We start from the raw sequence: 20,339 nt of genomic DNA on the forward strand, positions 1-20,339 counted from the left end.
ATTGTCAGCATAATACGCACATATAAAGTTGTTATTTCCGTATCATCGGAGCATCCTGTTTATGAGATAACTCTCTTCTTCAGACGGCATACACCGATAAATTTGCTTGTTACCTCAGATTGCACGATAGCAGAATAATCCTTACAAATAATAATTGACGCGGTCGCTTCGCTCCCTTTATTCTTGGGCCGCCCTCACCCCGTAGCCGTTGCTCCGAAATACGTTGCTGCTCAGCGGGTGCACGTAGCCCAGGCAGAAGTGCAGGTACCTCCCGTAGTACGTGGAGCTCGGCCCCGCCGTCCAACAGTAGCCGTAGCTCCCCACGAAGATGGGCACTGCGGAATTGCTGGCCCGATAGCCCGACGCAGGGAAAAAGACGGTTTGGGTCTTACTTGGGTCGCAATAGAAGTTCCAACCGTTGTCCCAAGGTCCTTGCACATTGAATTGTGACGAGTAGCCCGCGTATTGTCCCGTTGTAGTAAAACCGGTGTAAACATTGCCCGGAGGCATTTTGTAGCCTGCGGGGCAAGGGTCGTAGATGGTCTTTACAACAGGGTTGTCGTTATTTGTATAAATGGTGTTGTTTGCACTCCAGAGGTTGGCGTATTTATAATCCATGTAATAATTCGTACAGTACGTGTTAGGCCGGGTGATGCCTGAGGTGATGCAGGCATTATTGTATGAGAAGTTGCTTGTCGGAGGAAGCTCGTCGGTGTGGGATGTCCCCAATGCATCATACCATGTCTTATTCTTCATTGTGGAGCCGTCGAGTATACCCCCCACGAACGGGTCTTTGCGTCCCCACTGGAAGTAGGTATTGTTCCCAAGTTCCGCAATGGTATGCGCTTTCTGTTTCACTGTGATGGTTTGTGTCGCCGCCGGCGTGTATCCTGCCGTAGGCTTCTGCTTGAAGCGTACTTGTACGGTGCGTTCGGCGTAGGTCTCCTCCTCCTTTCCGTCGCACCAACCGAGGTTGACGGTCATAATCTTATAATGTTTACCCTGGTGGTTGGTTATTTCCTTGTCGGGTGTGGCTGTTCCCGTTGTTCCGGGCTTGTAGTCCGTCACCCAGATGTGCCAGCTCCACAGCACGGTGTTCGATGCGTTGCGCACCGCCACCACGGCGTTGCCTTGGTGAATGGTGGCCTGCCCCACAGTAAACTCGAGGTAGTGCCCGTCGGAAGAGAGGGCCACGTTCGTAACAAGGTTCGGCTCGTCCTGCCAGATGAGCGTGCAGTTATCGGGAGTGCAGTTTGCATTGTTGTAAATATACGGGGAGGTAATACCTGCTCCTCGGTGGTTGATAAACGGCTTCAGCACATTGCCTCCGCTTGCCGTAGATGTGTAAGCGGAAGTGTTGTTGCCCGTGCCGGGCACCTTGACGTAATCCACGGCATTTCCGTACACCAGCGGCAATTTATACCTCCCGGCGGCGTTCACTATGTAGCAGTTGGCCGTACGCATGGGGGCGATGTTTCCTTGCCCGTCGTGGGTGGAGAGGTCGTATATGTTGGTGTTTGTCCCGTCGTTCACCGGTGAGGCATTCTTCAGTGCTTCGGTGTGCGGGTTGGCCGAGGCGCTGTTCACCTGTGCCGCCACGGTGGCGGTGTATGTAGAGGGCGAGGTTCCGCCCGCGCCGCTTTCGGTGAAGGACATGAGCCACGCCGGTCTAGTATTGCTCCAGTTCAGCCCGTTGTCCGTGGAGTACTCCACCGTCCACGGGGCAGGTACGGTCTTTGTCGGGTCTCCCGGGCGTGTCACCTCCAGGTAGCTTGTCACCGTGTAGCCTTTCATGCCGCCCGTGTACTCAAAGTCCGCCGGGGGCGTCACCGTCAGTATAGGCGTCACCACGATGCTGTTTGTGCTGATGCGGTATGTCACAGTCTTGCCCATGCCCCACACCTTACCGGCTATGCTTGCCGTGAGCGTGCGCTGCATGTTCGTCAGCTTGTCGGTGTAGACCACCTCTATCTTCGCATTCGCGGGCAGCGTCTGCGGCAGCATCATGAACGTGGCCGACGGCTGTGTAATCTCCGTTCCCGCCACATTAGGGTCGGGCGTCACCACGGCAAGCGTCTGCGCGAAATCCTTTGTGCCCGAGTACCCGCTCCATGTGCTTTCCCCTATGCGGTGCGTCGCCGTACCGTACACCCCCTTGAGGGTTATCTTGGTCACCGTCCCCGGCAGGAGCGGGTTGCCCGTCTCGAAGCGCACGGCCGTCAGCGCGTGCCTGAATGTCAGCGGCGCCGGCGCATGCAGCACGCCCGCCACGTCCACCGACGAGGCCGTCAGCAGGTCGGTCTGGGCGGCCACGGCCGCCGGAACGGTGTAGCTGAATGCCGGTGCTCCGGGCGTGGCGATGCCCGTGGTCAGGGTAACGCCCGCGCAGTGGTGAGGGGCGTAGGCGAAAAACGCCACCCGCTTGTTCGTGCCCGGCCAGTAGTAGGTCGTCGCCCAGCTTTCCGACTTCTTCACCTGCGTGTCGAAGAAGTAGTTAGGGGCAACGGTGTTGTTCCACGTGTCGGCGGACGGGTACACGGCGGCGAACACCGTGGCGTCGGCGTGCATGGTGGCGGTAGTCACCGGTGCCGCCTTGGTGGTTGCGCCGCCGCTTTCCCCGGCAACGCCGGCATCGGCCTCCCTTGCGTCATCTGCCGCCATGTCCTCTTCCGTGAGCGTGTGCAGGTACAGCTGTCTTCCCTCTTCGTCGGTGGTTCCCTCAATGGCGGTTATCTCCACCCGTGGCAGGGTGTCGGCCGCCGCCCGGGTGGCGGCTCCTTTCGTACCGGTCTCCTCCGCCCCTTGCGGTGCGGTCATTTCAAACCCGATGGTCCTGCCCCGCAGGCCTCCGCCGTCTTCCTCGTCCGAGCAGGCCGCAAACAGCAGCGCGGACAGAAGCGCAAGCACAACGCCCGACAGCAGCCGGGAGGTCGTGACCGGGCGAATAAATCTCATAGTTCTCATAATTATTTAACGATTGGTGATTAGTTGAAAGTGATTCTCTCCCCCCTCCCTATGTGGGAGGGGACCGGGGAGAGGCTTCAGGCTTTGTGGACGCCGGGGGACGGAGGGCCTGCGCCCTCCCCGGCCGCTTGTCCCGGGCCGGTCCAACCCCCGCCGTCCTGTCGATGTGGGTCATATGCCCGTGGCGGGCATCCTCTTACAGGCTCTTACAGGCTTATTTCCTCCTCGGCCAGCTCGTCCCAGTCCTCAACCGTCACGGTGAACTTGATGGCACCGCCCAATACGGGGTCACCGCCGTTGTTCTGCGTGGTGTCCACGTTCGGGTCGCTCGGATCGTCCGGGTTGGTCTGGTTCGGATCTACGTGTCCGGCGCCGCCGCTGCCCAAGAACTTCAGCTTGTAGGTGTACTTCTTGCCCGGCAGCCAGTTGGTGTTCACCGGCACGGCGGCGTAGGCGTACTTGCCCGACACCTTGGGGAAGATCTGCGTGGTGTTTCCCCCGTTCTTGCTCGAGATCTGGCAAAGCACGGCGATGTAGGCGCCGTCGGCCGTGTTTCCTCCCGTCCACTTGGTCAGCTGCTGCGGAATCATCAGGAAGTTGTCCTTGGTGACTTTCTGAGCGGCGGCCGTCAGTGTGGCGGCGGCGTCCAGCATCGTGCCGTAGTCCGCCGGAGTGGCGGCGGCGGACCACTGGCTTTGCGGCAGCGTACCCGTTACCACCGAGGCGGGGAAGGTGAAGTTCGCCGTGGATGGGATGCGTCCCAGTTTCGTGCCCAATACCTTAATCTCATAGTTCGTAACGGCGGCGGCGTCCATCTCGGCCTTCACCTCGATCTGCGAGAGGATGTGCTTGAAGGTCAGCGCCACGCCGCTCGCCTCGTTGGCGGCCTTCGTGCCGGTATTGTAGGCCACTACCACGTCTTTCTGGGAGGCTACGGCGGCCGTCGGCGAGAAGTTGTTGATGGTCTGCGCCCCGGGGGTTATGGCCACGGTGGTCACGTCCACCGGAGCATAGGCGAAGAAGCGCAGCGTGCCCGTGCCGGGCCAGTAATAGGTCTGAGCGGTGTTCCACACGGTACCGGCCTTGTTCACCTGCAGGTCGGTGAAGAAGTTGGCGGGGGCGGCCGCGATAGACGCGCTCACCTTGAAGGCCGCGATGTTGCTCGTGGTGATGATGGGGCCGCGCGTCACGTTGCCCACGTTGGGGCGGAACTTGATGGCGCCGCCCTTGTCCAGACCCGTGGTCTCGTCCTGCGAGCAGGAGGCGAACGCCAGCAGGCCCGCAGCTAAAAACAATACATTCTTTTTCATGTTCTTGTTAATTTTAAATGATTAATAAAAGGGTTAATTAATAAAGATAAAACAATCAATGACCGATGGTCTTAATTCATATAATAGAGAACCACATCACATATCTCTTACGTCCAGCGTCCGATCCCTGAAGCCTGACGTCTAAAGTCTAATTTCTAACGTCTTACGTCTAACGTCCCGCTGAACGCTGACTACATTTCCATCTCTATCGTCTCGCCCACCCAGTCGTCCACAGAGGGTTGGAAACCTCCCCCTCCCGGCTCCACTATGGGGTGCGGCAGCTTCAGCCCGTCTATCACTATACGCACGTTCAGGGGGTCGGGGGCGTCGTTCACCTGGCCGCTCACGTCGAACGAGTAGAACTGCTTGCTGCCGTCCGTCATGATGACGTATATCACCAGCGTGCGCAGCTTGTTGCCCGAGGACGGAAGGCCGAAGGCGTGGAAATGGCCCGTGGCGGTGCCGGCGTCGGCGTTGGTGCGCCCCTCGAAGGGGATGGTGGTGCGTAGCGGCGAGCGGGCGTCGGAAGCCAGGGCCATGCTGCCCGACAGCCCCGACAAGGAGAAGCTCAGGGCCGACACGTAGCGCAGGTTCTCGGCGTTACGCACCTCCACCGTGTAGCGCGAGGTCTCCCGCTCGGGGTAGAACGTCAGCTGATGGTCGTATGCCCCCTCGCCGACGGCCTTTGCCGCGGGCACCTCCACAGCTCCGTCCCGGCCGCCCCATACGGGGTCTGTGGGCAGTGCCACCTCCTCGCCCGTGGGGTTGGCCTCCGCCGGGCTGCTCTGTATGCCAAGCGGCTCGAGCAGGTAGGCGGGACGGGTGTAGGCCTCGAAGGTACCGTACGCGTCGGTGCCGCGCAGCAGCGTGGTCTCCGTGTCGTTGTTCAGGAACAGGGCCCGGTAGTTGCCGGGAGGGATCTCCACCACGCCGCCCAGGGCGTTGTCGAAGTCGTAGCGCAGCATCTCGCCACCGCTTTCGGGATAAAGGTAGAGGCTCATGCCGGTGACGGCCGCTCCGGGAGCCTTGCGCCAGTCGAAGACGACATGCACCTTCGACACGGCCGGCTCGGGGTCGCAGAAGGTCTTGTGGTCGCAGGATGAGAGTGTGCCGGTGATGAGTGCGACAATCAGGGCCGCGCAGAGTGTCAGCGCGCCCACGGCGCCGAAGGCCCGCAGCGGGCGGGACGTGAACGGGTGTCTTCCGGTTTTCATCATATTCTCGGTTTTCATCGTTTGCCTCCTTTCTTCGTGTTTACGTTATCATGTCCCAGCAGCCATACCAGCGACACCTCGGCCTTGGTGGGGCCGAACCAGCGGCGCTGCCGGGTGGCCTGCCACAGGTAGCACTCTTTCCGGTGGGTCTCGCACCATCCCTTGGGGATGTACTCGAAGTATTCGCCGCCCAAGTAGCCGATGCCGATGCTGAAGTCGAGGTTCAGCCTGCGTCCGATGGGGGCGGAGTAGCCGTAGGCGATGCCGCCCCCGTAGCTCCAGCGGTCGCCCAGATAGCCCTTGCCGCCCCACTCTAAGTCGTAGGTCAGCAGCTGGCCGTAAAGCCCTATGTGGTGCCCGGTCAGCGGCTTCTTGCCGTAGCTCAGCCAGCGGCGCACCTCCAGGTCGCCGCCATAGATGCGGTGGTAACGGTGGCGGCTGTCGCTCTTGAACCAGGTGTACATCCAGTTGCCGGCTACCGACCAGCCGCGGCCCAAGTAGAACTCCAGCCCGATGTTGGGAACGACCAGGGCGTCATAGAGCAGGTTGGTCTTCAGCGCCATGTAGAAAGGTCTGCGATCCTGCGGCGCTGGTACGGCCTCAGCCTGTTCGGGCGGGAGGATGTAGACGGTGTCCTTCACGGCCTGTTGCGCCTCCTCTGTCTCGTACCACACGTGCAGGGTGGAGGCGCGCAGCTCGGGGAAGAAGCGGCTCTCCATGTAGCGCCAGGCGTAGCCCCCGCCCGCCATGGCCAGACGGCGCTTGCGGCCGTCGGCCACCTTGCCCTCGCGAGTAATCCACTCGGGGGTGTAGCGCAGGATGTCGAGCACCTCGTAGCGGTAGGGCATGTACTCGTCCGCCTGCACGAGCTTTTCCAGTCCCTGCCAGTCCACGCCCTTGGGCACGGTGGAGAGCCACCCGAACTCATGGGGGAAGTAGCCGGAGACCAGCTGCCGGATGGCCTCGGCCCTCCGCTCGGAGAGACGCTGGTTCAATGCCGTGCTTCCCTCGGGGGAGGCGCCTGCGGTGACCCGCAGGCCCCGTATGCGCCGCGAGGGGTCCCGGAGCAGGGCACTGAAACGTTCGGTGAAGGCGCGAACGCGCGCGCCGTTCTCACGGAAATAGGGGTCGAGGCGCGATTCGCCCTGACGGAAATAGACGCGCACGGAATCCGTGCCGCGGCGGAAGTCGGATTCCTGTCCCCGGGAATGCCCCAGGGAAAGCAGGAAAAGCAGGAGGAGGAAGGGTCTTTTCATTGCCTGTGAATAAGGGTTATACATCTTTTTCATCTCTCGGACGGGTAACCGTACCGGCTGTCCGTCCGCCCGCCCGTCCGCTTGTCCGGGGACCTGTCATGTCCTTGTCGGGGCGGCTTCGGGCAGGTGTTCCGGGAGTCACACCTCTTGGCAAGAGGTGTGGGGGACGGGAAAAGGCATAAGGAAATTTCCACTCGGGGGAAAGGGAAGGAAAGGCGGGACGGCCGGCAGGTTCCGGCCTCTTGCGGCAGGAGGGCCGGACCTGGGGTTGTAAACATCACGGTGCAGTCGTTTGCACGGGGCGGGGATGCATTTTTTCTCACAAATATTTGTATATATTAAATAAAAGCCTTTTATTTGCAGGCAGTTACGGGAGGGGTCACACCTCTTGCCAAGAGGTGTGGAAAGGGGGCTATCCCCCGGGATATGGCAATTCCTTTCAGGACGGGAAAACCTCTTCCAGCAGTTTGCGGTTGGCCGATGCCGGCCGCGTGTCGTTTATCTCCCCGATGTATATGAGTGTCGTCTTGGTGTCGGTATGCCCCAATGCCTTGGAGATGACGGGCAGGTCGACGTTCCCCTCGTAGGCGATGCTCGCCCAGGAGTGGCGGGCGACGTAGGAGGTCAGGTTCACCGCTATTCCCGCCTCACGGGCAAGGGTCTTGAGCGCGCGGTTGTAGCGGTTCAGCGCCGAGGAGTAGGAGACTTCCACAGGATTTCCACGTTTCGTCCTGCCCTTACCGCCGTCTTTCCCCTTGTCCGTATCACCGCCTTTCGTCCGGTCTTTCTCACCGCCTTTCATCTTATATAATATGGGAAAGAGGTAGTCCGACTCCCGCGTCGCATACTTGTCCAGTATGTCGAGCATGCAGGGTTCCAGCGTCACCCTGACCTGCCGGCCGGTCTTGCGCCGCCGGTAGGTAAGCACCCCGTCCCTGACCTGCGGACGCCGGAGGCCGGCCAGGTCCGCGAAGGGCATGCCCATGGCGTAGAACGAGAAGAGGAAGAAGTCCAGGGCCGCAGCCTCCACGGCTGTCCGCTTCCTCCCGGCTTCCCCGGCCTCTGCCCCGCCTCCTGCGGGGGAGAGGCTTTTGAGCCTGCGCAACTCCCCTGTGGTGATGCCGCGCTTCACCGTGGGAGAGTTGCCCGTGAACACGCCCTTGAAGGGCTTCCTGTCTTTCACGAGCCGCTTCGAGGCCGCTTTGTTGTGGATGGCGCGCAAGGAGCGCATGTAGCACGAGGAGGTGTTGGGGCATACGCCACGGTCTTGCAGCCAACGCTCGTAGCGGCGCACATTGTCGGCGTTGAGCGCCGATACGGGGACATCTGTGTTGCCGCAGAAGCGGATGAAGGAGCGCACTGCCGTACGGTAATTTTCCGCCGTGGAACGACTTACGCCACGGGGTGCCTGCTCGGCACAAACGGAAAGCATCGGAACCGGCTTCCGTTTTTTCCCGGCAGGTTGCTCTATGCCGGGCTCAATTGTATGGCCCGCCTGCCTAAAACTTGGTAAAAAATAGATCATCTCTCGATTGGTTTAAGTGATTATGCAGACAAAAATAAACGTTTCCCTTACACGGGCGATATGCAACAGCGAAAGTGAGTGTGAGCTTTCGGCATCCATCGCCCTTTCAGGGAAACGTTGTATCTTATGGAGAACAAGCAAGCAGTGCTTGTCAGAAGAAGTGCGGCTTGACGTACTTATCCGTGTACGAGGTGAAGTGCAGTCCGGGCATCGGGCCGTCGGAGATCGGGATGCGCATCGAGTCGATGAGCGAGAAGTCGTCGGCAGACAGCGCATAGTATTCTTCCGCCTCGGGCGTCACGACGCAAACCGTCCAGTCGAACATATTGCCGAAGATGGTGAGCTTGTCCGTCTCCGGATTGTAGGAGGGCAGTCCGGTCTTTATCACTTCGTAGGTCTTGTTCATCAATACGTAGAAGGAATGGTCGGCATCGGTGAGGTATCCCAGTGTCTTGCGGTCGGAGAACTCCGTGATGAAAAGGTATTTGGCGTGCAGTCCTTCGGGCAGGGGGATGGCGCGCACGTAGGGACGGCCCCGAACCTGCTTCAGGTGGAACAGCTTGCCCTCATCGTCCAGAATGAGGTATCCTTCATCGTATTCTTTCCGAGGGTTTGGGTTGCCGGCTATACGAGAGGCGGGAAAGCGGAAGCCTTTCTTCACGAGCGCCTCCGTAAACTTCGCGCTCTTCGCCTTGTCCACGCTGTTACTGTCCATCACAACGAACTCAATGCCTCTCGGGGTGATGCGGAATACATCATCCGGCATGGCCAGGTCCACCCGCTTCGACATGCTCTCCAACAACGGATACAAGGGGACGACGGCGGTATTGACTTCCGACGCCGATACACGGAAGTTGAAGTTGGTGCGCTGCACCTCGCGCGGTGTGACGGGCACCCCCTTCAGAGTGTCGGGGAAGCGCTCGTCGGCCATCAGTTGCCGGACGTAGAACAGGGGCAGGATGCTGTCTGTCTGTTCCTGCGTATAATTGTTGCCCGAGCGATCGCGCCGTATCATGCCGGTGGCCTCGTCGTAACCGATGGAGAGGAAGTCGCCAATCACGCAACTGTATAGGGCGAAAGGCGTGCGCGAAGGCTTGGAGGCGAAGAATGCGTAGCACCACGGCAGTTGCCAGAGGAGCAACAGTACCACCGTAACGCATAGGAATAGTTGACTAAAACGTTTCATCTCTTTGTTATGCTTTAATGATTGAATGGGACGAGGTCAGTCTTGCCTGCCCGCCTTGAAGCGCAGGACGGAAATCCACGAGAGGCTGACGCACAGCAGGCTGTAGACGACAAGCCACGTCAGAAAGCCGTTGTATGCCTCGGGCTCGGAGGAGAGGAAGAAGATGCGGAGCAGCAGCACCGTCACCACCAGATTGAACACCCGCCGTTTCCATGTAGGTTCCAGACAAATCCATGCCATGAGCAGGTAGGCGCAAAAACCTGCCGCATACCAAGTGGCGGCCGTCAACAGTATGCGCATGTACAGTTCGGGAGCCAGTATCCGTTGCAGATAGACGAACATCAGCAGGTAGTTCAGGAAGAAACAGGACGCCAATGCGGCCAATCCGTAAAGCAGCATGAGGTTCACCATCTTCAGTTGCGGATAGGGCAGGTGCAGTGTCAACTTCAGGCATTTGTGATACATTTCGGGGACGAACTGCACTAATGCCAGCAGTATGCCCGCCAACAGGGGGATGTATTGCAGCAAGTCCACGAAGATGGCATCACGCATCAGCATCACTTCCCATACGTGGGCGGCTCCTTTAAGTTCAGCCACACGGTTTATGCGCAGCATGGAATATCCGGCAAAGCCCGTGCTTACGGCAAAGGCCAGCAACAGATACCAGCGTGTTTTAATCCATTCTTTATAAAATATGGCGTTCATTTCTTTCTTAATATTTCCCGGTGAGGCCGATGAAGGCGTCTTCCAGATTTACGGTTTCACATTTCAGTTGATTATAGGGCACTTGCAGGGAGGAGAATCGGTCTTCCACCTCTTGCGGAGTGAGGAACGAGTATGTCTCCAGCGTGTTGCGTATGACGGCCGGATGATAAAAGTCCGCGTCCTTCGGCAGGGTGTAGCCCTCGGGCACGGTGCAGGTGTAGCGGCGTATCGTGTCGAGCAGTTCCCTGACGGGTTGCTGAATCAAGATGCTGCCGTAGTCCATGATAATGCAGTCGTCTATCAGGCGTTCCATGTCTTGGATGATGTGCGAGGTCAGGAAGACGGTTTTGTTCTCCGAGCGGGCATAGTCGCGCAGGTAGTCCACGAAGAGGCGGCGATAGCCGGGATCGAGTCCCAGCGAGAAGTCGTCCAGTACCAGCAGCTCCGGATTCTGTGCCAAAATCAGACCCAGCGCCACTTGCGAGCGCTGTCCGCACGACATGCGCGAGATGCGCTGCTTGGGCGCCACTTTCAGCTTGTTCATCAGGTCGTAGTAGGCCTCCTTCCGCCACTGTCCCGGATAGAAGGCGGCGTAGAAGCGTTCTATCTCGCGGATGGTCATGAACTGGTATTGCACATGTCCCTCGATGAGCAATCCGATGTTTCGACGCAAGGCCGGCTCCAGCGTCCGAATGTCCTGTCCGAAGATGGAGCACCGGCCCGAACGGGGTGTCAGGTAACCGCTCAGGATGTTGATGGTGGTGGTTTTCCCTGTTCCGTTTTTCCCCAGCAGCCCCAATATGCGCCCTTGCGGGACGCTGAAGCTGAGATTCTCGTATATCAACCGTTTGCCGTAGTAGTGCGTCAGGTTATTGCATTCAATGATATTCCCCATTGATTTTTATAGTAAAGTTAGTGATGATGATCGGAGTCCGTCATCTTTTGTATACCCAATCAAAGGAAGAGAAACAGCAGCGGTATCAATATCCCCGCCGCCAACTCTATTCCTCCGCGTCCCCACAATCCTTTCGGGCCTTTCAGCATGATGAGGCCTGTCAGCGTGATGAGGATAAGTCCTCCCGCAAACAAGTCGGAGAAGTGTGTCCACCAGCTTCCGGGGTTGTAGTGCAGCTTGGTCAGGGCGCTCAGCAACGGACGGCGTGTCAGTTTCTCATACACCACGTGGCGGTCGGCAAGGTCTATCATCACGTTGGAACCTCCTTTCAGAAACACCTTCATCTCGCCCTCTTTGGGGAAGTAATGCTTGGTGTAGTTGCCTGCTTCGTCGATGGGTTCCAGCAACTTCAGCACATCCTCCTTGCGGATATCCGCTTGCGGGGGAAGCGCCTCGGTCAGCTTGTACTCCTGTCGTTCTATCGAGTAGTGAGGATTGAAGCTGCTGCGGTGGTTCATCGCAATGCCCGAAATGGCGTATATCAGTATCATCCCCGAGAAGAAGAACGACACGTCGCGGTGCACAAGGCGGCACCACTTGCGCAGAAGCGTGCCGGCCTTGCCTTGTGTGTCGCGCTGCCTCTCGTCCTTTGCTATCGGCCTGTTTTCTTTCATCGGCGGCTTACTGAATCTCATAGCCGGTGGCCTGTATGTAGTAGAAAGACAGATAGGCTTTCCCCTCTTTTGCCTGACGGTCGGCTATCTTGGCACGGAAGTCGGCGATGCGTGCTTCGGGCGTGTTGGCCGTTTCGTTGCGTGCTTTCTTCTCGGTGCTGCATCCGCCTTCACCCTCTTCGCCGTGCTTTTGGGCAGAAGCTTCTTTCAGTTGAGATTCCCATTTTTGCAGGTAGGCTTCGTCCACACGCTGTTCCATGAGCGTACCTTTCACACGCACGATGCTGTTGACGCATTTCGTGTCGAACGAACCCAGTTCGCCTGCTTCCACACGAATGGTCTGCGTGTCGTCGCTGCCCATCAGGAAAATCTTGGTGGCACCGTGCTTGCAGGCATGCGTGCATACGCCTTCGACGGTCACTTCCTGATTGGCCAATGCTTCGGCATCGGCCAGCAGGCTGTCTATTTCGAGCACGCCTGAAGTCTGTTCGGCGGTTGTAGAACTGTCCGCGTTCTTGGCTTGTTTGTTGCCGCATGCGGTGAATGTGAGTGCTGTTGCAGCAATGGCTGCGATGAGAATGTTCTTGGTTTTCATTGTTCTCTTGTTATTAGTTAGTATAAAAATGTTGTTTGCAGATGATTGAACAGGCCTACAGGTACACCCCGATGCCAGCTTGGAACGAACGGTTCTTCTCGTGGTTGGCGTACAGCGCATGTTGCCACCCGACTTCCGCGTAGCCTAAATTCTTTCCGATGTATCGAGACCATCGCAGAGAGATGCCGTATATCGTACGACTGCCGCTCATCATCTCGAGGTTCTGTTGCAAGATGGTCAGGGCATACGGGTGCGCCGTTTGTCCGTCGATGTTCAGTGCGGCGTCTATCTTTCCTTGGCAGATGCCGTAAAGGCGTGCGTACAGCAGGCTTTTGTTCCATTTATGGGTAGAAGCAAGGCCCAGCGAAGCACTCCACAGACTGTACTTCATACTCTTGGCAGGTGTCTTGTAGGTATCTTTCTGTTGCAGATACCCGATGGCGGGTTGCAGGCTCCATCGCCACTTCTCCGTCTGTTCCTGCTCATAACTGCCGCTTACCGTTGCGTGCAGCACCTTGCTGCCGAACTGCTCTGCGGCTGAAATCTGTGGATAGATATGGTTCATTGCATCTCCGTAGAGGTTTTCCGTCCCTTTCCGCTCGTTGTAGGCTACCGATGCCTTAAGGCCGAAGAACCGGCGGGCATGCCGTAAGAAAGTCCGGGTAACCTCGCCTTGCAGGTTGTTTTCTTTCAGCTCGTTTAGCGTGAGGTCGTTGGACTCGGGCAGCATCTTCTCGTAGAAAGAATAACGATAGTGGAAGCTGCCGCTCCACCTGCCGTCGGCCTGTACGGGCAGCAAGTCGACTCCGGCGCCGTAGCTGTGTCCTTGATAACGAACGTTCGTGCGGGTGCCGTCGAAGCGGGTGTAGCTGTTCCCCAATCCCGTAAGGTGGAACGTCTTCGACACCCCCAGTTCGTTGTAGTAGGCCAGAGAACCGTTCTGCTTGTATTTGCGCGCTTCGACGGATAGGGCCACCGCATACGAAGCCATGATGCCGTAAGCCGCGCCGGCTTTGGCTTGCAGGTCGGCCACCTTATTGTTGGGGCGGGGGTCTATATCGCGAAACTCTTGCACGGCCCGGTAGGAGAATTCCCCTCCGAACGTCCATCGTCCGGTTGCTGCGGCATATCCGCCTCTGAAGAAGTAGGTTTCCGACTTCATATCTCCGCCTATGGTGTCGGCGGCAATGTACGGGTAGAGCAGTTCATAGTCCGAACTTTCGTTCCACTGCACATTCCGGCGGATGCCGTTGCGGTAGTAGGCATCTCCCCATATACGCGATTTCTCGGACGTACATACATACGAGTCTCCCGCAAAGAGGAATCCTTTCCATCCGTCTCCCAGTTCTGCAGTTGTCGCCCGGCTTTGTCTGCTCCATTCGCCCGTTGCCCCGAGGGTGGAGAGCGAATAGGATTGGCGATAATAGTTTAAGGCCGGATTAAGGAAAGGACGTGTAAGGAACTCCCGTTTGGCCGCGGAGTGCATAAATGCCCTTTTCTGTATGAAAACCGTGTCCTCCCCTTGAGCCCAAGAGGAGGATACGGCCACCGATAGGAATAGAAGTGAAGATATGAGCCCTTTCTTCATTTTGCCTTCGGAGAATAATTTATTCGTGGAACTTGAAATAAGGATCCGCCTTCTGCTCGGGCAGGAAGTCCACAGACGAGTCGTTGGTATCTTGCAGGGTGATACCTGAAAGAACCTTGCGGCGAACGCTCTTTCCGTAGCGGGTCTTGTCGCTGTTTACTTTTCCGCAGTACGTCCAGCCTCTGTCCAAAGCAGGCGACGTCACGTTCCATTCGTATTCGCTCTCTACACAGAGGTTGACGGCATCCAACACCCATTTGTTAGGAATCTTGTAGCCTTTGGAAGGTCCCATTTCGTACACGTTTCCGTTGATAATCATGTTGTACTTATATTCGTAAACATAGTCTTTCAGATACTGTTCGGCAGAGAGCTGATTGTTCTCGTCGTCGCCCAGACGTGCCAGTACGAAGGCTTTGAAGCCGCGGTTGTGAGGTCCCCAGATGGTGGCCGTATAACAATAAATCTTCTCCATGTTGGGTACGGGCGTGTCGGTGTCGGTGAATTTCGGGTTGGAACTTTCGTCATACCACTCGAAGTCGGCTTTCGTCAGGTCGAAAGAGTTGGAGTTGACAGTCGTGTGGTTCTTACCGATGTCACACAGCAACAGAGACTTTCCCGGGGCAACCATGATTTTACCTCCCAGCGGGATGCGGTAAATAGCATTGGTAGTGAAGGCTTCGTTCATAATGTCCGGAGAATAGGTGTGCTTGCTTACTGTGAGGAATGCAGACTCGGCAATGGTGAGTCCGTCTGCGCAAAGCGTCTCACCCGAGTTATTGTAAATACGGAAGTATTTGTCTCCGTTGTATTGCTTATTCTCCGGAGTCTCTGTTCCGGTGAAGAAGATTTCGGCAATGACGAAGCTTCCTCCCTCTTTGCTGTCATTATATACATAGCCCGTAAGATTGAGCGGGGTAGCGGAAGAGGCTTCGGTCAGAGTTACCGATTCTTTATAGGCCCGTATCTTGGAATGAATGGTCTCTCCATTCAACCGGTAGGTTAGAGAACCTTCCATGCTGATGGTGTAGAGTCCTTCGGGCACGCTCACGGCGATGCTTACAGTAGAAGGAGAAAGAACATTGGCACGAGTAGCGGGTTTCACGACGGTGGTCTTCTCTCCTGTATTGATGTTCTTCAATACCAATTCCTGAATGCCGATAACAGGACTCTGATTCTGCAACTCGGCAGGCGCGTTGAACTGCATGGTCACATTGGCCATCTTTACACTGTTGTCATCGTCATTGCTGCAAGCAGTGAACGCTAAACCTGCAATCATTGTCATGCAGACTGCATAAAATACTCTTTTCATTTTCATCTTCTTTTAATTTTCTGTTTGATGGAATTATTATAGTTTAAGTTTCAGCTCCATCCCGAAATAGGGACTGGCTGCAGTTCTTCGTATGAGATATCCGTTTCGTGTGTAATCGGGCACATAGTCCAGAATACGGTTGGCAAAGAGTGCGATAGACATATTCTTGCCAAATTCTTTCGTGGCCTTGAAGTTGACGTACATATAGAAAGGCGTAGTCATCTTCTCAAGCAGGGCCGAGGTACGAGAGATAACCAAATGCTGCTTGTAAGTATCCTTTTTGTCTTCTTCGGTGTAAGGTAATATTTTCCCTGTGGAGGCATCCATGTAGGCAATGGGGGTACCGCTTGCTCTGGGACTCTGTCTGCTTTGGAACCACATGCACTCCGAAGTGGCAGAAAGGGTCAGACCCAATTCTTTCAGATAGGTATCTACGGTGAAATTGGTGTTGAACTGCCCAAGATGGAAACTATCATCTGTTTCGTAGATGCCTACGTACTTGTCGCTCAAAGCTATGCCATTTACTACCGCGGAAACGCTTTTAGCTATGGGCTGGCTGTTTTCGTAGATGGTGTACAGCCACGCCCCGTTCACGGTGAAACGGGTGTTGAGTGCTTTGAAACGTTCGGTGGAGAGTTGAAATTCCACTCCCTCTTTCTGTGTACGGCTGCCGTTTCCGGTATAGGAGTAGCCTCTTAAGATGGTTCTCATCGCATAAGGCATGCTTTCCAGAGCCGGCGGGCCGGTCAGAGTAGAACCATCTATCTTGCTGGAATCGTATACCTTGTATTCGTATGGAGAATAGGTCGGGATATGCCGGAAACCGGAACTCATCCGCTCGTGGAAGTAAGTGACGGAAAGCATGTTCTTACCGTATTCCAGACTCAAACGCACCTCCTGCTTGAAGTTGCGGGCAGGCTTCAGGCCGTAGTTTGTAGGGTTCACGATGTAAGTACGCAAGTTGATGCGCTTGTATGCGGGGTTGGCATGCCAATAGTTCAACTGGGTAAAATCCATGTAGATATTGTTCGGATGGAGTTGCGAGAGGGTAGGCATCAACAGCAGCCGTCCCATTCCTCCGCCCAGTCTTATTACCAGCCTTTTACATCCGAGGCTGATGCTCGGAAATCGCCATTGCACGTTGATACGCGGATCGAGGAACATCTTTCCGCCTAAGGCGTACTGCTTGTCGAGATTCAGCATCATGTTGCCGTTTATCCCGGCTTGCACTTCCAATGAATGGTTTCCTATGGGGATGTTGACATTGTCCTCTACGTACACATGCCACAGCTCGGAGGCAGGAATGTCGCTGTATTTGCGCGGACGCAGGAAGCTGCTTCCGGGGTCGAGCGGACGTGCCGGGTCGTAGATTTGTCCGCCTCCGAAGTTCTTGTCGTACCTGAAGGTGCTTCCGACCAACAGCTTGTGACCCGCCAAACCAGTCTGCATCCCGAACTCCGCAGCCAACTTGGCGTATAAGTTCAGCGGCTTGCCGTCCACTATGGTATAAGCAGTGTATTTGTAGGGCAGTATTTCCGCATCATGTTCACCCGCTTTCATGTGGGTGGGCACTGCCCAATCACGGTCCAGCTGGATGAATCGGGCGCGCTTTATTTCGTCCCACGACATGCCGGCAGAGAGGTCCAACTCCAATTTACGGAAGGCTTTCCCTTTGGAGGCCATCCATTCCAGAAGGCTGTGCCATTTCCCGCTATGGAAGCCGGAACGGTAGCTCTCTTCTTTCAGCCTCTCTATGTCGGGGTCGTTCTTCACATGGTCGATGTTTCCGGAATAGCTTACGCCGGTTTCCCACCTCAAGGCATTCCCGTCGTGCAATGTCCATTTCTTATGGAAGCGTGCGGAGGTAGTGATTCGCTTATACAAGTCGTAACGGTCACGCGGGTCGTTCTGCGCATTCAGAAAGTCTATATCGGCCGAAAGCCCCATGTCCTTGTTTTTCCATTCCATGCCTTTGTTGGCCGAAAAGAGTTTGCTGCTTTGGTCGGCCTTGAAGCGCACCTCCAGCGGGGTGGCTTTCTGCTTGCGTTTGATGATGACCACTCCGTTTGTCAGGTTGTTGTATTGCACGGAGGGAATGCCACGGACGATTTCCACACTTTCTATATTGTCGGTGGGGATGTTACGCATATCCACTCCGGTGTTCACGGCATTGTATCCGTCGAAAGCGGTGGTAATGTCCGATGCGACGCGCTGCATGTTGGAGGTGGTGCTGACGGGTATGCCGTCTATCACGAATTGTGTACCCAAAGCCCCGGTGTTGTAGTCCGAACCGCTTATCCCCACTTCGCGCAAGCGGATGGTGTTGGCCCTGCCCATGTTCGGCGTGCTTGTGCTTCCGCCCGGCAGCAACGCCAGCAGGTCGGTGAAGCTGGAAGGTTGCAGGTGCTCCATTGCCGTGCGGTCTATCTTCGAGGCGCTGGTGATGCCTTTCGATTCGGAGGCGGTGACTACAACCTCGTTCAGTGTGGTAGACGAGGGCAATAGGCGGAAGTCCCGATTGACGTCCCCATCTATTCGGATGCGTTTTTCCTGTGTTTCGTATCCTATATAAGAAATGACGAGCAGATAATCTCCCGCTCCCAGCCCACGGATGCTAAACTTCCCGTCCGCATCGCTGGTGGTTCCGTAGAACTTTCCTGCATCGGACTTCAGCCGTATCGTAGCAAAAGGCAATACATCCTTGCTTTGAGCATCGAAGACGCGACCGCTGAAACTATGGGGTGATTGTGCCGAACAGAGGAGGCAGATGAATAGTAAATGACTTATGAGGAACGACTTTTTTGGCATTATACACTTATATACAGTTTAGGATTTGCAAAGATACGGTGATGACAAAAAAGACACAATCACTAAAAATAGGTATTTCTTGTCCACAAGAGGTAGGCTTTCAACCAAGGACCGGGGAAGGTGATACCTATTTGTGGCTATATACCCGACGGAAGAAAAAAAGAGGCTTCTCACTCAGGACAGAGTTTCCTTGCACCGAACGACAGTCCGGTATCTGCACCTTATGTGTTGCCGCCCGAAGAGAAAAGTCTGCAAGATGCTGCAACTGCTTTGCAGAGCCACTGCAAATAGGCTTGCACCACCACTGCAAAAGGCTTGCAGAATCACTGCAACAGACTTGCAGCGAAACTGCAACGAGTGTGCAGCAGAACAGATCGAGAAAGTGATGAAACATCATCCCTGTCGGCATTCCATATATCTTGCAGCCCAAGCGCTGTAATATCCTTTCCGAACATAGATTGCGCTTGACAATACAAGAGATTCATCCCATAATCGGGAGCTATCCGAAATGACGAGGATAAGAAGAAGAAATACAATGAGAGGAGAAAGCAGGTTGCGATGGGAAACAAAAAAAACACCCCTACAGAATAGACAAGAAAGGGGCGTTTTTTTGTAGTGTGCTTACTATTGTTCAGCCACTTCAGTTGTTTGTCGAAGTTTCACTTTTTTCCTACCCAGTTTCAATTTGCTTTTAGTTAATGTATAATAGTCGTTAAGTTTAGGTACTTTCTGTTGAAGCACACAATGTTTATGCCTAATATAGGCCAAATGGCGTGCCAGAAAAGAGCCGCAAACAGTAATCGTCTGAAAACTAATAAAGTGAACAAACTGCCGCCGTGCAGCGAAGTGTGGAAAAGTGTGGAATGTGTGGAACGGAAGTGTGGAATAATTCCACACTTTTAGTCGGAAAGGCCGTAAAGCTTCAGTTTGTTGTAAAGCGTCTTGCGGTCGATACCCAGCAGTTGGGCGGCACGGCTCTTGTTGTTTCCCGTCTGCCGCAAGGCTTCCATGATTTGCTGTTTTTCCGTCTCCTCGTTGCGTAGAGACATGCCGGCAGGTGCGGGAGCAGGTTCTTTCAAGTCGTCCAGCTCATCAATGGTGATGTATTTGCCTTGGGCCAACAACGTGGCGCGGCGCACGGTATTCCTCATCTGCCGCAGATTGCCCGGCCAATGATACTCCAGCAAGGCACTGCAAGCCTTCTCGTCGAAGCCGATCAGTTGCTTGCCCATTTCTCGGTTGGCCTGATCCAGAAAGAAGTTGGCAAAGAGCAGGATGTCCTCGCGGCGGTCTTTCAGTTGCGGCATGTGCAGGGTGAACTCGTTGATGCGGTGAAACAAGTCTTCGCGGAAAGTGCCTTTCTCTATGGCCTGCTCCAGATTTTCGTTGGTGGCCGATATCAGCCGTACGTCTACACCGGCCTCCTTGGTCGAACCTATGGGGCGTATCTTGCGCTCCTGCAAGGCACGCAGCAATTGTATCTGCACCTCGTAGCTCAGGTTCCCTATCTCGTCCAGAAAGATGGTTCCGCCGTCGGCCTCTACAAATGCGCCCGTCTTGTCGGTCAGCGCACCGGTAAAAGCGCCTTTGATGTGGCCGAAAAACTCGGATGCGGCCAGTTCTTTGGGAATGGCTCCGCAGTCGATGGCAATAAACGGCCGGTCGGCCCGCTTGCTGAGGCGGTGGATGCGGTGGGCCACATATTCCTTGCCCGTTCCGCTGGCTCCGTTGATGAGCACGGCCATGTTGGTGGGGGCAACCAGATTCACATAATTATAAAGCTGTCTGGCGGCATCGCTTTCTCCTTCAAGGAAGTCGGAGAGAGCAGGTGTGTCCGCCGTGTTTTTCCGGGCAGGGGGAGTTCCGATGTCGGCCGTCAACGCCTCTTTCATTTTCTTCAGTAGCTCGTCGGGGTTCACCGGTTTGGCCACATAGTCGCAGGCGCCCAGCTTCATGGCCTGCACGGCCGACTGTATGTCGGCATATCCGGTCATCATGATAAGGGGTATTTGCAAACCTTGCTCGCCCAGCCATTTCAGCAAGTCGATGCCGTCTTTGTCGGGCAGCCGCAAGTCCGATAATATCAAATCTGCGCTTTCCGTCTCGATGTGTTTCTGTGCGCGGGCAATGCTGCTGACCGATGTCACCCGGAAGCCTTTCTTCCCGAGCCATGTTTTCAGCATCATGCCATAAGTTATATCATCTTCTACAATCAGTATAGACGTCATAGTCTTTGTGTTTTGTTTCTTTTTGCATTACAAAGGTAAGTGCTTTTGTCTGAAAGTCGTATATTTGCAGACTTAAATTAAA

The 20,339-nt window shown here is 55.7% G+C and carries 16 protein-coding genes; 1 reads left to right on the forward strand and 15 read right to left on the reverse strand.

Annotation, left to right across the window (positions count from 1 at the left end):
* Window positions 1–177: 177 nt before the first annotated feature.
* The 14 genes from C3V43_RS07735 to C3V43_RS07795 all read right to left on the reverse strand — a co-directional run bounded on the left by C3V43_RS07735 (window position 178) and on the right by C3V43_RS07795 (window position 18,029).
* Window positions 178–2,964, reverse strand: coding sequence for a fimbrillin family protein (locus C3V43_RS07735; RefSeq protein ID WP_129588739.1), 2,787 nt, complete (start codon window positions 2,962–2,964; stop codon window positions 178–180).
* Between the two features lie 206 nt (window positions 2,965–3,170).
* Window positions 3,171–4,274, reverse strand: a complete 1,104-nt coding sequence (locus C3V43_RS07740) for a fimbrillin family protein (protein ID WP_106069307.1) — start codon at window positions 4,272–4,274, stop codon at window positions 3,171–3,173.
* A 191-nt stretch (window positions 4,275–4,465) separates the two neighbouring features.
* Window positions 4,466–5,506 (reverse strand): DUF5119 domain-containing protein, encoded by a 1,041-nt coding sequence (locus C3V43_RS07745; RefSeq protein WP_106069308.1) that lies wholly within the window; start codon window positions 5,504–5,506, stop codon window positions 4,466–4,468.
* Complete coding sequence (locus tag C3V43_RS07750) at window positions 5,503–6,744, reverse strand: DUF3575 domain-containing protein (protein ID WP_106069309.1); 1,242 nt, start codon at window positions 6,742–6,744, stop codon at window positions 5,503–5,505. The genes C3V43_RS07745 and C3V43_RS07750 overlap by 4 nt, the downstream gene beginning before the upstream one ends.
* A gap of 16 nt (window positions 6,745–6,760) precedes the next feature.
* Window positions 6,761–6,886, reverse strand: a complete 126-nt coding sequence (locus C3V43_RS15045; RefSeq protein ID WP_262494709.1) for a hypothetical protein — start codon at window positions 6,884–6,886, stop codon at window positions 6,761–6,763.
* Between the two features lie 297 nt (window positions 6,887–7,183).
* The gene (locus C3V43_RS15060; protein WP_106041397.1) at window positions 7,184–8,269 is read right to left on the reverse strand and encodes a tyrosine-type recombinase/integrase; all 1,086 of its coding nucleotides are present in this window, start codon (window positions 8,267–8,269) and stop codon (window positions 7,184–7,186) included.
* A gap of 151 nt (window positions 8,270–8,420) precedes the next feature.
* A complete protein-coding gene (locus tag C3V43_RS07760) occupies window positions 8,421–9,455 on the reverse strand; it encodes a DUF4857 domain-containing protein (RefSeq protein WP_106069310.1) in 1,035 nt (344 codons plus the stop codon).
* A gap of 36 nt (window positions 9,456–9,491) precedes the next feature.
* Entirely contained in the window at window positions 9,492–10,160 is a 669-nt protein-coding gene (locus C3V43_RS07765) for a hypothetical protein (RefSeq protein WP_106069311.1), read from the reverse strand.
* 7 nt (window positions 10,161–10,167) lie between these two features.
* Entirely contained in the window at window positions 10,168–11,055 is an 888-nt protein-coding gene (locus tag C3V43_RS07770; RefSeq protein WP_106069312.1) for an ABC transporter ATP-binding protein, read from the reverse strand.
* Window positions 11,056–11,114: 59 nt separating this feature from the next.
* A complete protein-coding gene (locus C3V43_RS07775; protein WP_106070509.1) occupies window positions 11,115–11,729 on the reverse strand; it encodes a PepSY-associated TM helix domain-containing protein in 615 nt (204 codons plus the stop codon).
* Window positions 11,730–11,736: 7 nt separating this feature from the next.
* Window positions 11,737–12,324: a hypothetical protein gene (locus C3V43_RS07780; RefSeq protein WP_106069313.1), complete on the reverse strand. Its 588-nt coding sequence runs from the start codon at window positions 12,322–12,324 to the stop codon at window positions 11,737–11,739.
* A gap of 55 nt (window positions 12,325–12,379) precedes the next feature.
* Window positions 12,380–13,810 carry a DUF6850 family outer membrane beta-barrel protein gene (locus C3V43_RS07785; RefSeq protein ID WP_235655826.1) on the reverse strand — a complete coding sequence of 477 codons (1,431 nt, stop codon included), beginning with the start codon at window positions 13,808–13,810 and terminating at the stop codon, window positions 12,380–12,382.
* A 121-nt stretch (window positions 13,811–13,931) separates the two neighbouring features.
* Complete coding sequence (locus C3V43_RS07790) at window positions 13,932–15,221, reverse strand: DUF4876 domain-containing protein (RefSeq protein WP_234878272.1); 1,290 nt, start codon at window positions 15,219–15,221, stop codon at window positions 13,932–13,934.
* A 36-nt stretch (window positions 15,222–15,257) separates the two neighbouring features.
* Window positions 15,258–18,029 carry a TonB-dependent receptor gene (locus C3V43_RS07795; RefSeq protein WP_106069316.1) on the reverse strand — a complete coding sequence of 924 codons (2,772 nt, stop codon included), beginning with the start codon at window positions 18,027–18,029 and terminating at the stop codon, window positions 15,258–15,260.
* A gap of 120 nt (window positions 18,030–18,149) precedes the next feature.
* On the opposite strand from C3V43_RS07795, the gene C3V43_RS14780 reads away from it, so the two are divergent.
* Window positions 18,150–18,320, forward strand: coding sequence for a hypothetical protein (locus tag C3V43_RS14780; RefSeq protein ID WP_164996227.1), 171 nt, complete (start codon window positions 18,150–18,152; stop codon window positions 18,318–18,320).
* A gap of 608 nt (window positions 18,321–18,928) precedes the next feature.
* On the opposite strand, the gene C3V43_RS07800 is transcribed toward C3V43_RS14780, so the two are convergent.
* Window positions 18,929–20,257, reverse strand: coding sequence for a sigma-54-dependent transcriptional regulator (locus C3V43_RS07800; protein WP_106069317.1), 1,329 nt, complete (start codon window positions 20,255–20,257; stop codon window positions 18,929–18,931).
* Window positions 20,258–20,339 lie beyond the last annotated feature (82 nt).

This window comes from Prevotella heparinolytica (genome assembly GCF_002998535.1).
GTDB classification, from domain to species: domain Bacteria; phylum Bacteroidota; class Bacteroidia; order Bacteroidales; family Bacteroidaceae; genus Bacteroides; species Bacteroides heparinolyticus.

Excerpts from the sequence above, each read along its gene's own strand:
- C3V43_RS07795 (WP_106069316.1), bottom strand. The coding sequence starts at position 18,029 with ATGCCAAAAAAGTCGTTCCTCATAAGTCATTTACTATTCATCTGCCTC.
- C3V43_RS07800 (WP_106069317.1), bottom strand. The coding sequence starts at position 20,257 with ATGACGTCTATACTGATTGTAGAAGATGATATAACTTATGGCATGATG.
- C3V43_RS07780 (WP_106069313.1), bottom strand. The coding sequence starts at position 12,324 with ATGAAAACCAAGAACATTCTCATCGCAGCCATTGCTGCAACAGCACTC.
- C3V43_RS07750 (WP_106069309.1), bottom strand. The coding sequence starts at position 6,744 with ATGAAAAGACCCTTCCTCCTCCTGCTTTTCCTGCTTTCCCTGGGGCAT.
- C3V43_RS15060 (WP_106041397.1), bottom strand. The coding sequence starts at position 8,269 with ATGATCTATTTTTTACCAAGTTTTAGGCAGGCGGGCCATACAATTGAG.
- C3V43_RS07765 (WP_106069311.1), bottom strand. The coding sequence starts at position 10,160 with ATGAACGCCATATTTTATAAAGAATGGATTAAAACACGCTGGTATCTG.
- C3V43_RS07775 (WP_106070509.1), bottom strand. The coding sequence starts at position 11,729 with ATGAAAGAAAACAGGCCGATAGCAAAGGACGAGAGGCAGCGCGACACA.
- C3V43_RS07735 (WP_129588739.1), bottom strand. The coding sequence starts at position 2,964 with ATGAGAACTATGAGATTTATTCGCCCGGTCACGACCTCCCGGCTGCTG.
- C3V43_RS07760 (WP_106069310.1), bottom strand. The coding sequence starts at position 9,455 with ATGAAACGTTTTAGTCAACTATTCCTATGCGTTACGGTGGTACTGTTG.
- C3V43_RS07745 (WP_106069308.1), bottom strand. The coding sequence starts at position 5,506 with ATGAAAACCGAGAATATGATGAAAACCGGAAGACACCCGTTCACGTCC.
- C3V43_RS07790 (WP_234878272.1), bottom strand. The coding sequence starts at position 15,221 with ATGAAAAGAGTATTTTATGCAGTCTGCATGACAATGATTGCAGGTTTA.
- C3V43_RS07785 (WP_235655826.1), bottom strand. The coding sequence starts at position 13,810 with ATGCACTCCGCGGCCAAACGGGAGTTCCTTACACGTCCTTTCCTTAAT.
- C3V43_RS07740 (WP_106069307.1), bottom strand. The coding sequence starts at position 4,274 with ATGAAAAAGAATGTATTGTTTTTAGCTGCGGGCCTGCTGGCGTTCGCC.
- C3V43_RS07770 (WP_106069312.1), bottom strand. The coding sequence starts at position 11,055 with ATGGGGAATATCATTGAATGCAATAACCTGACGCACTACTACGGCAAA.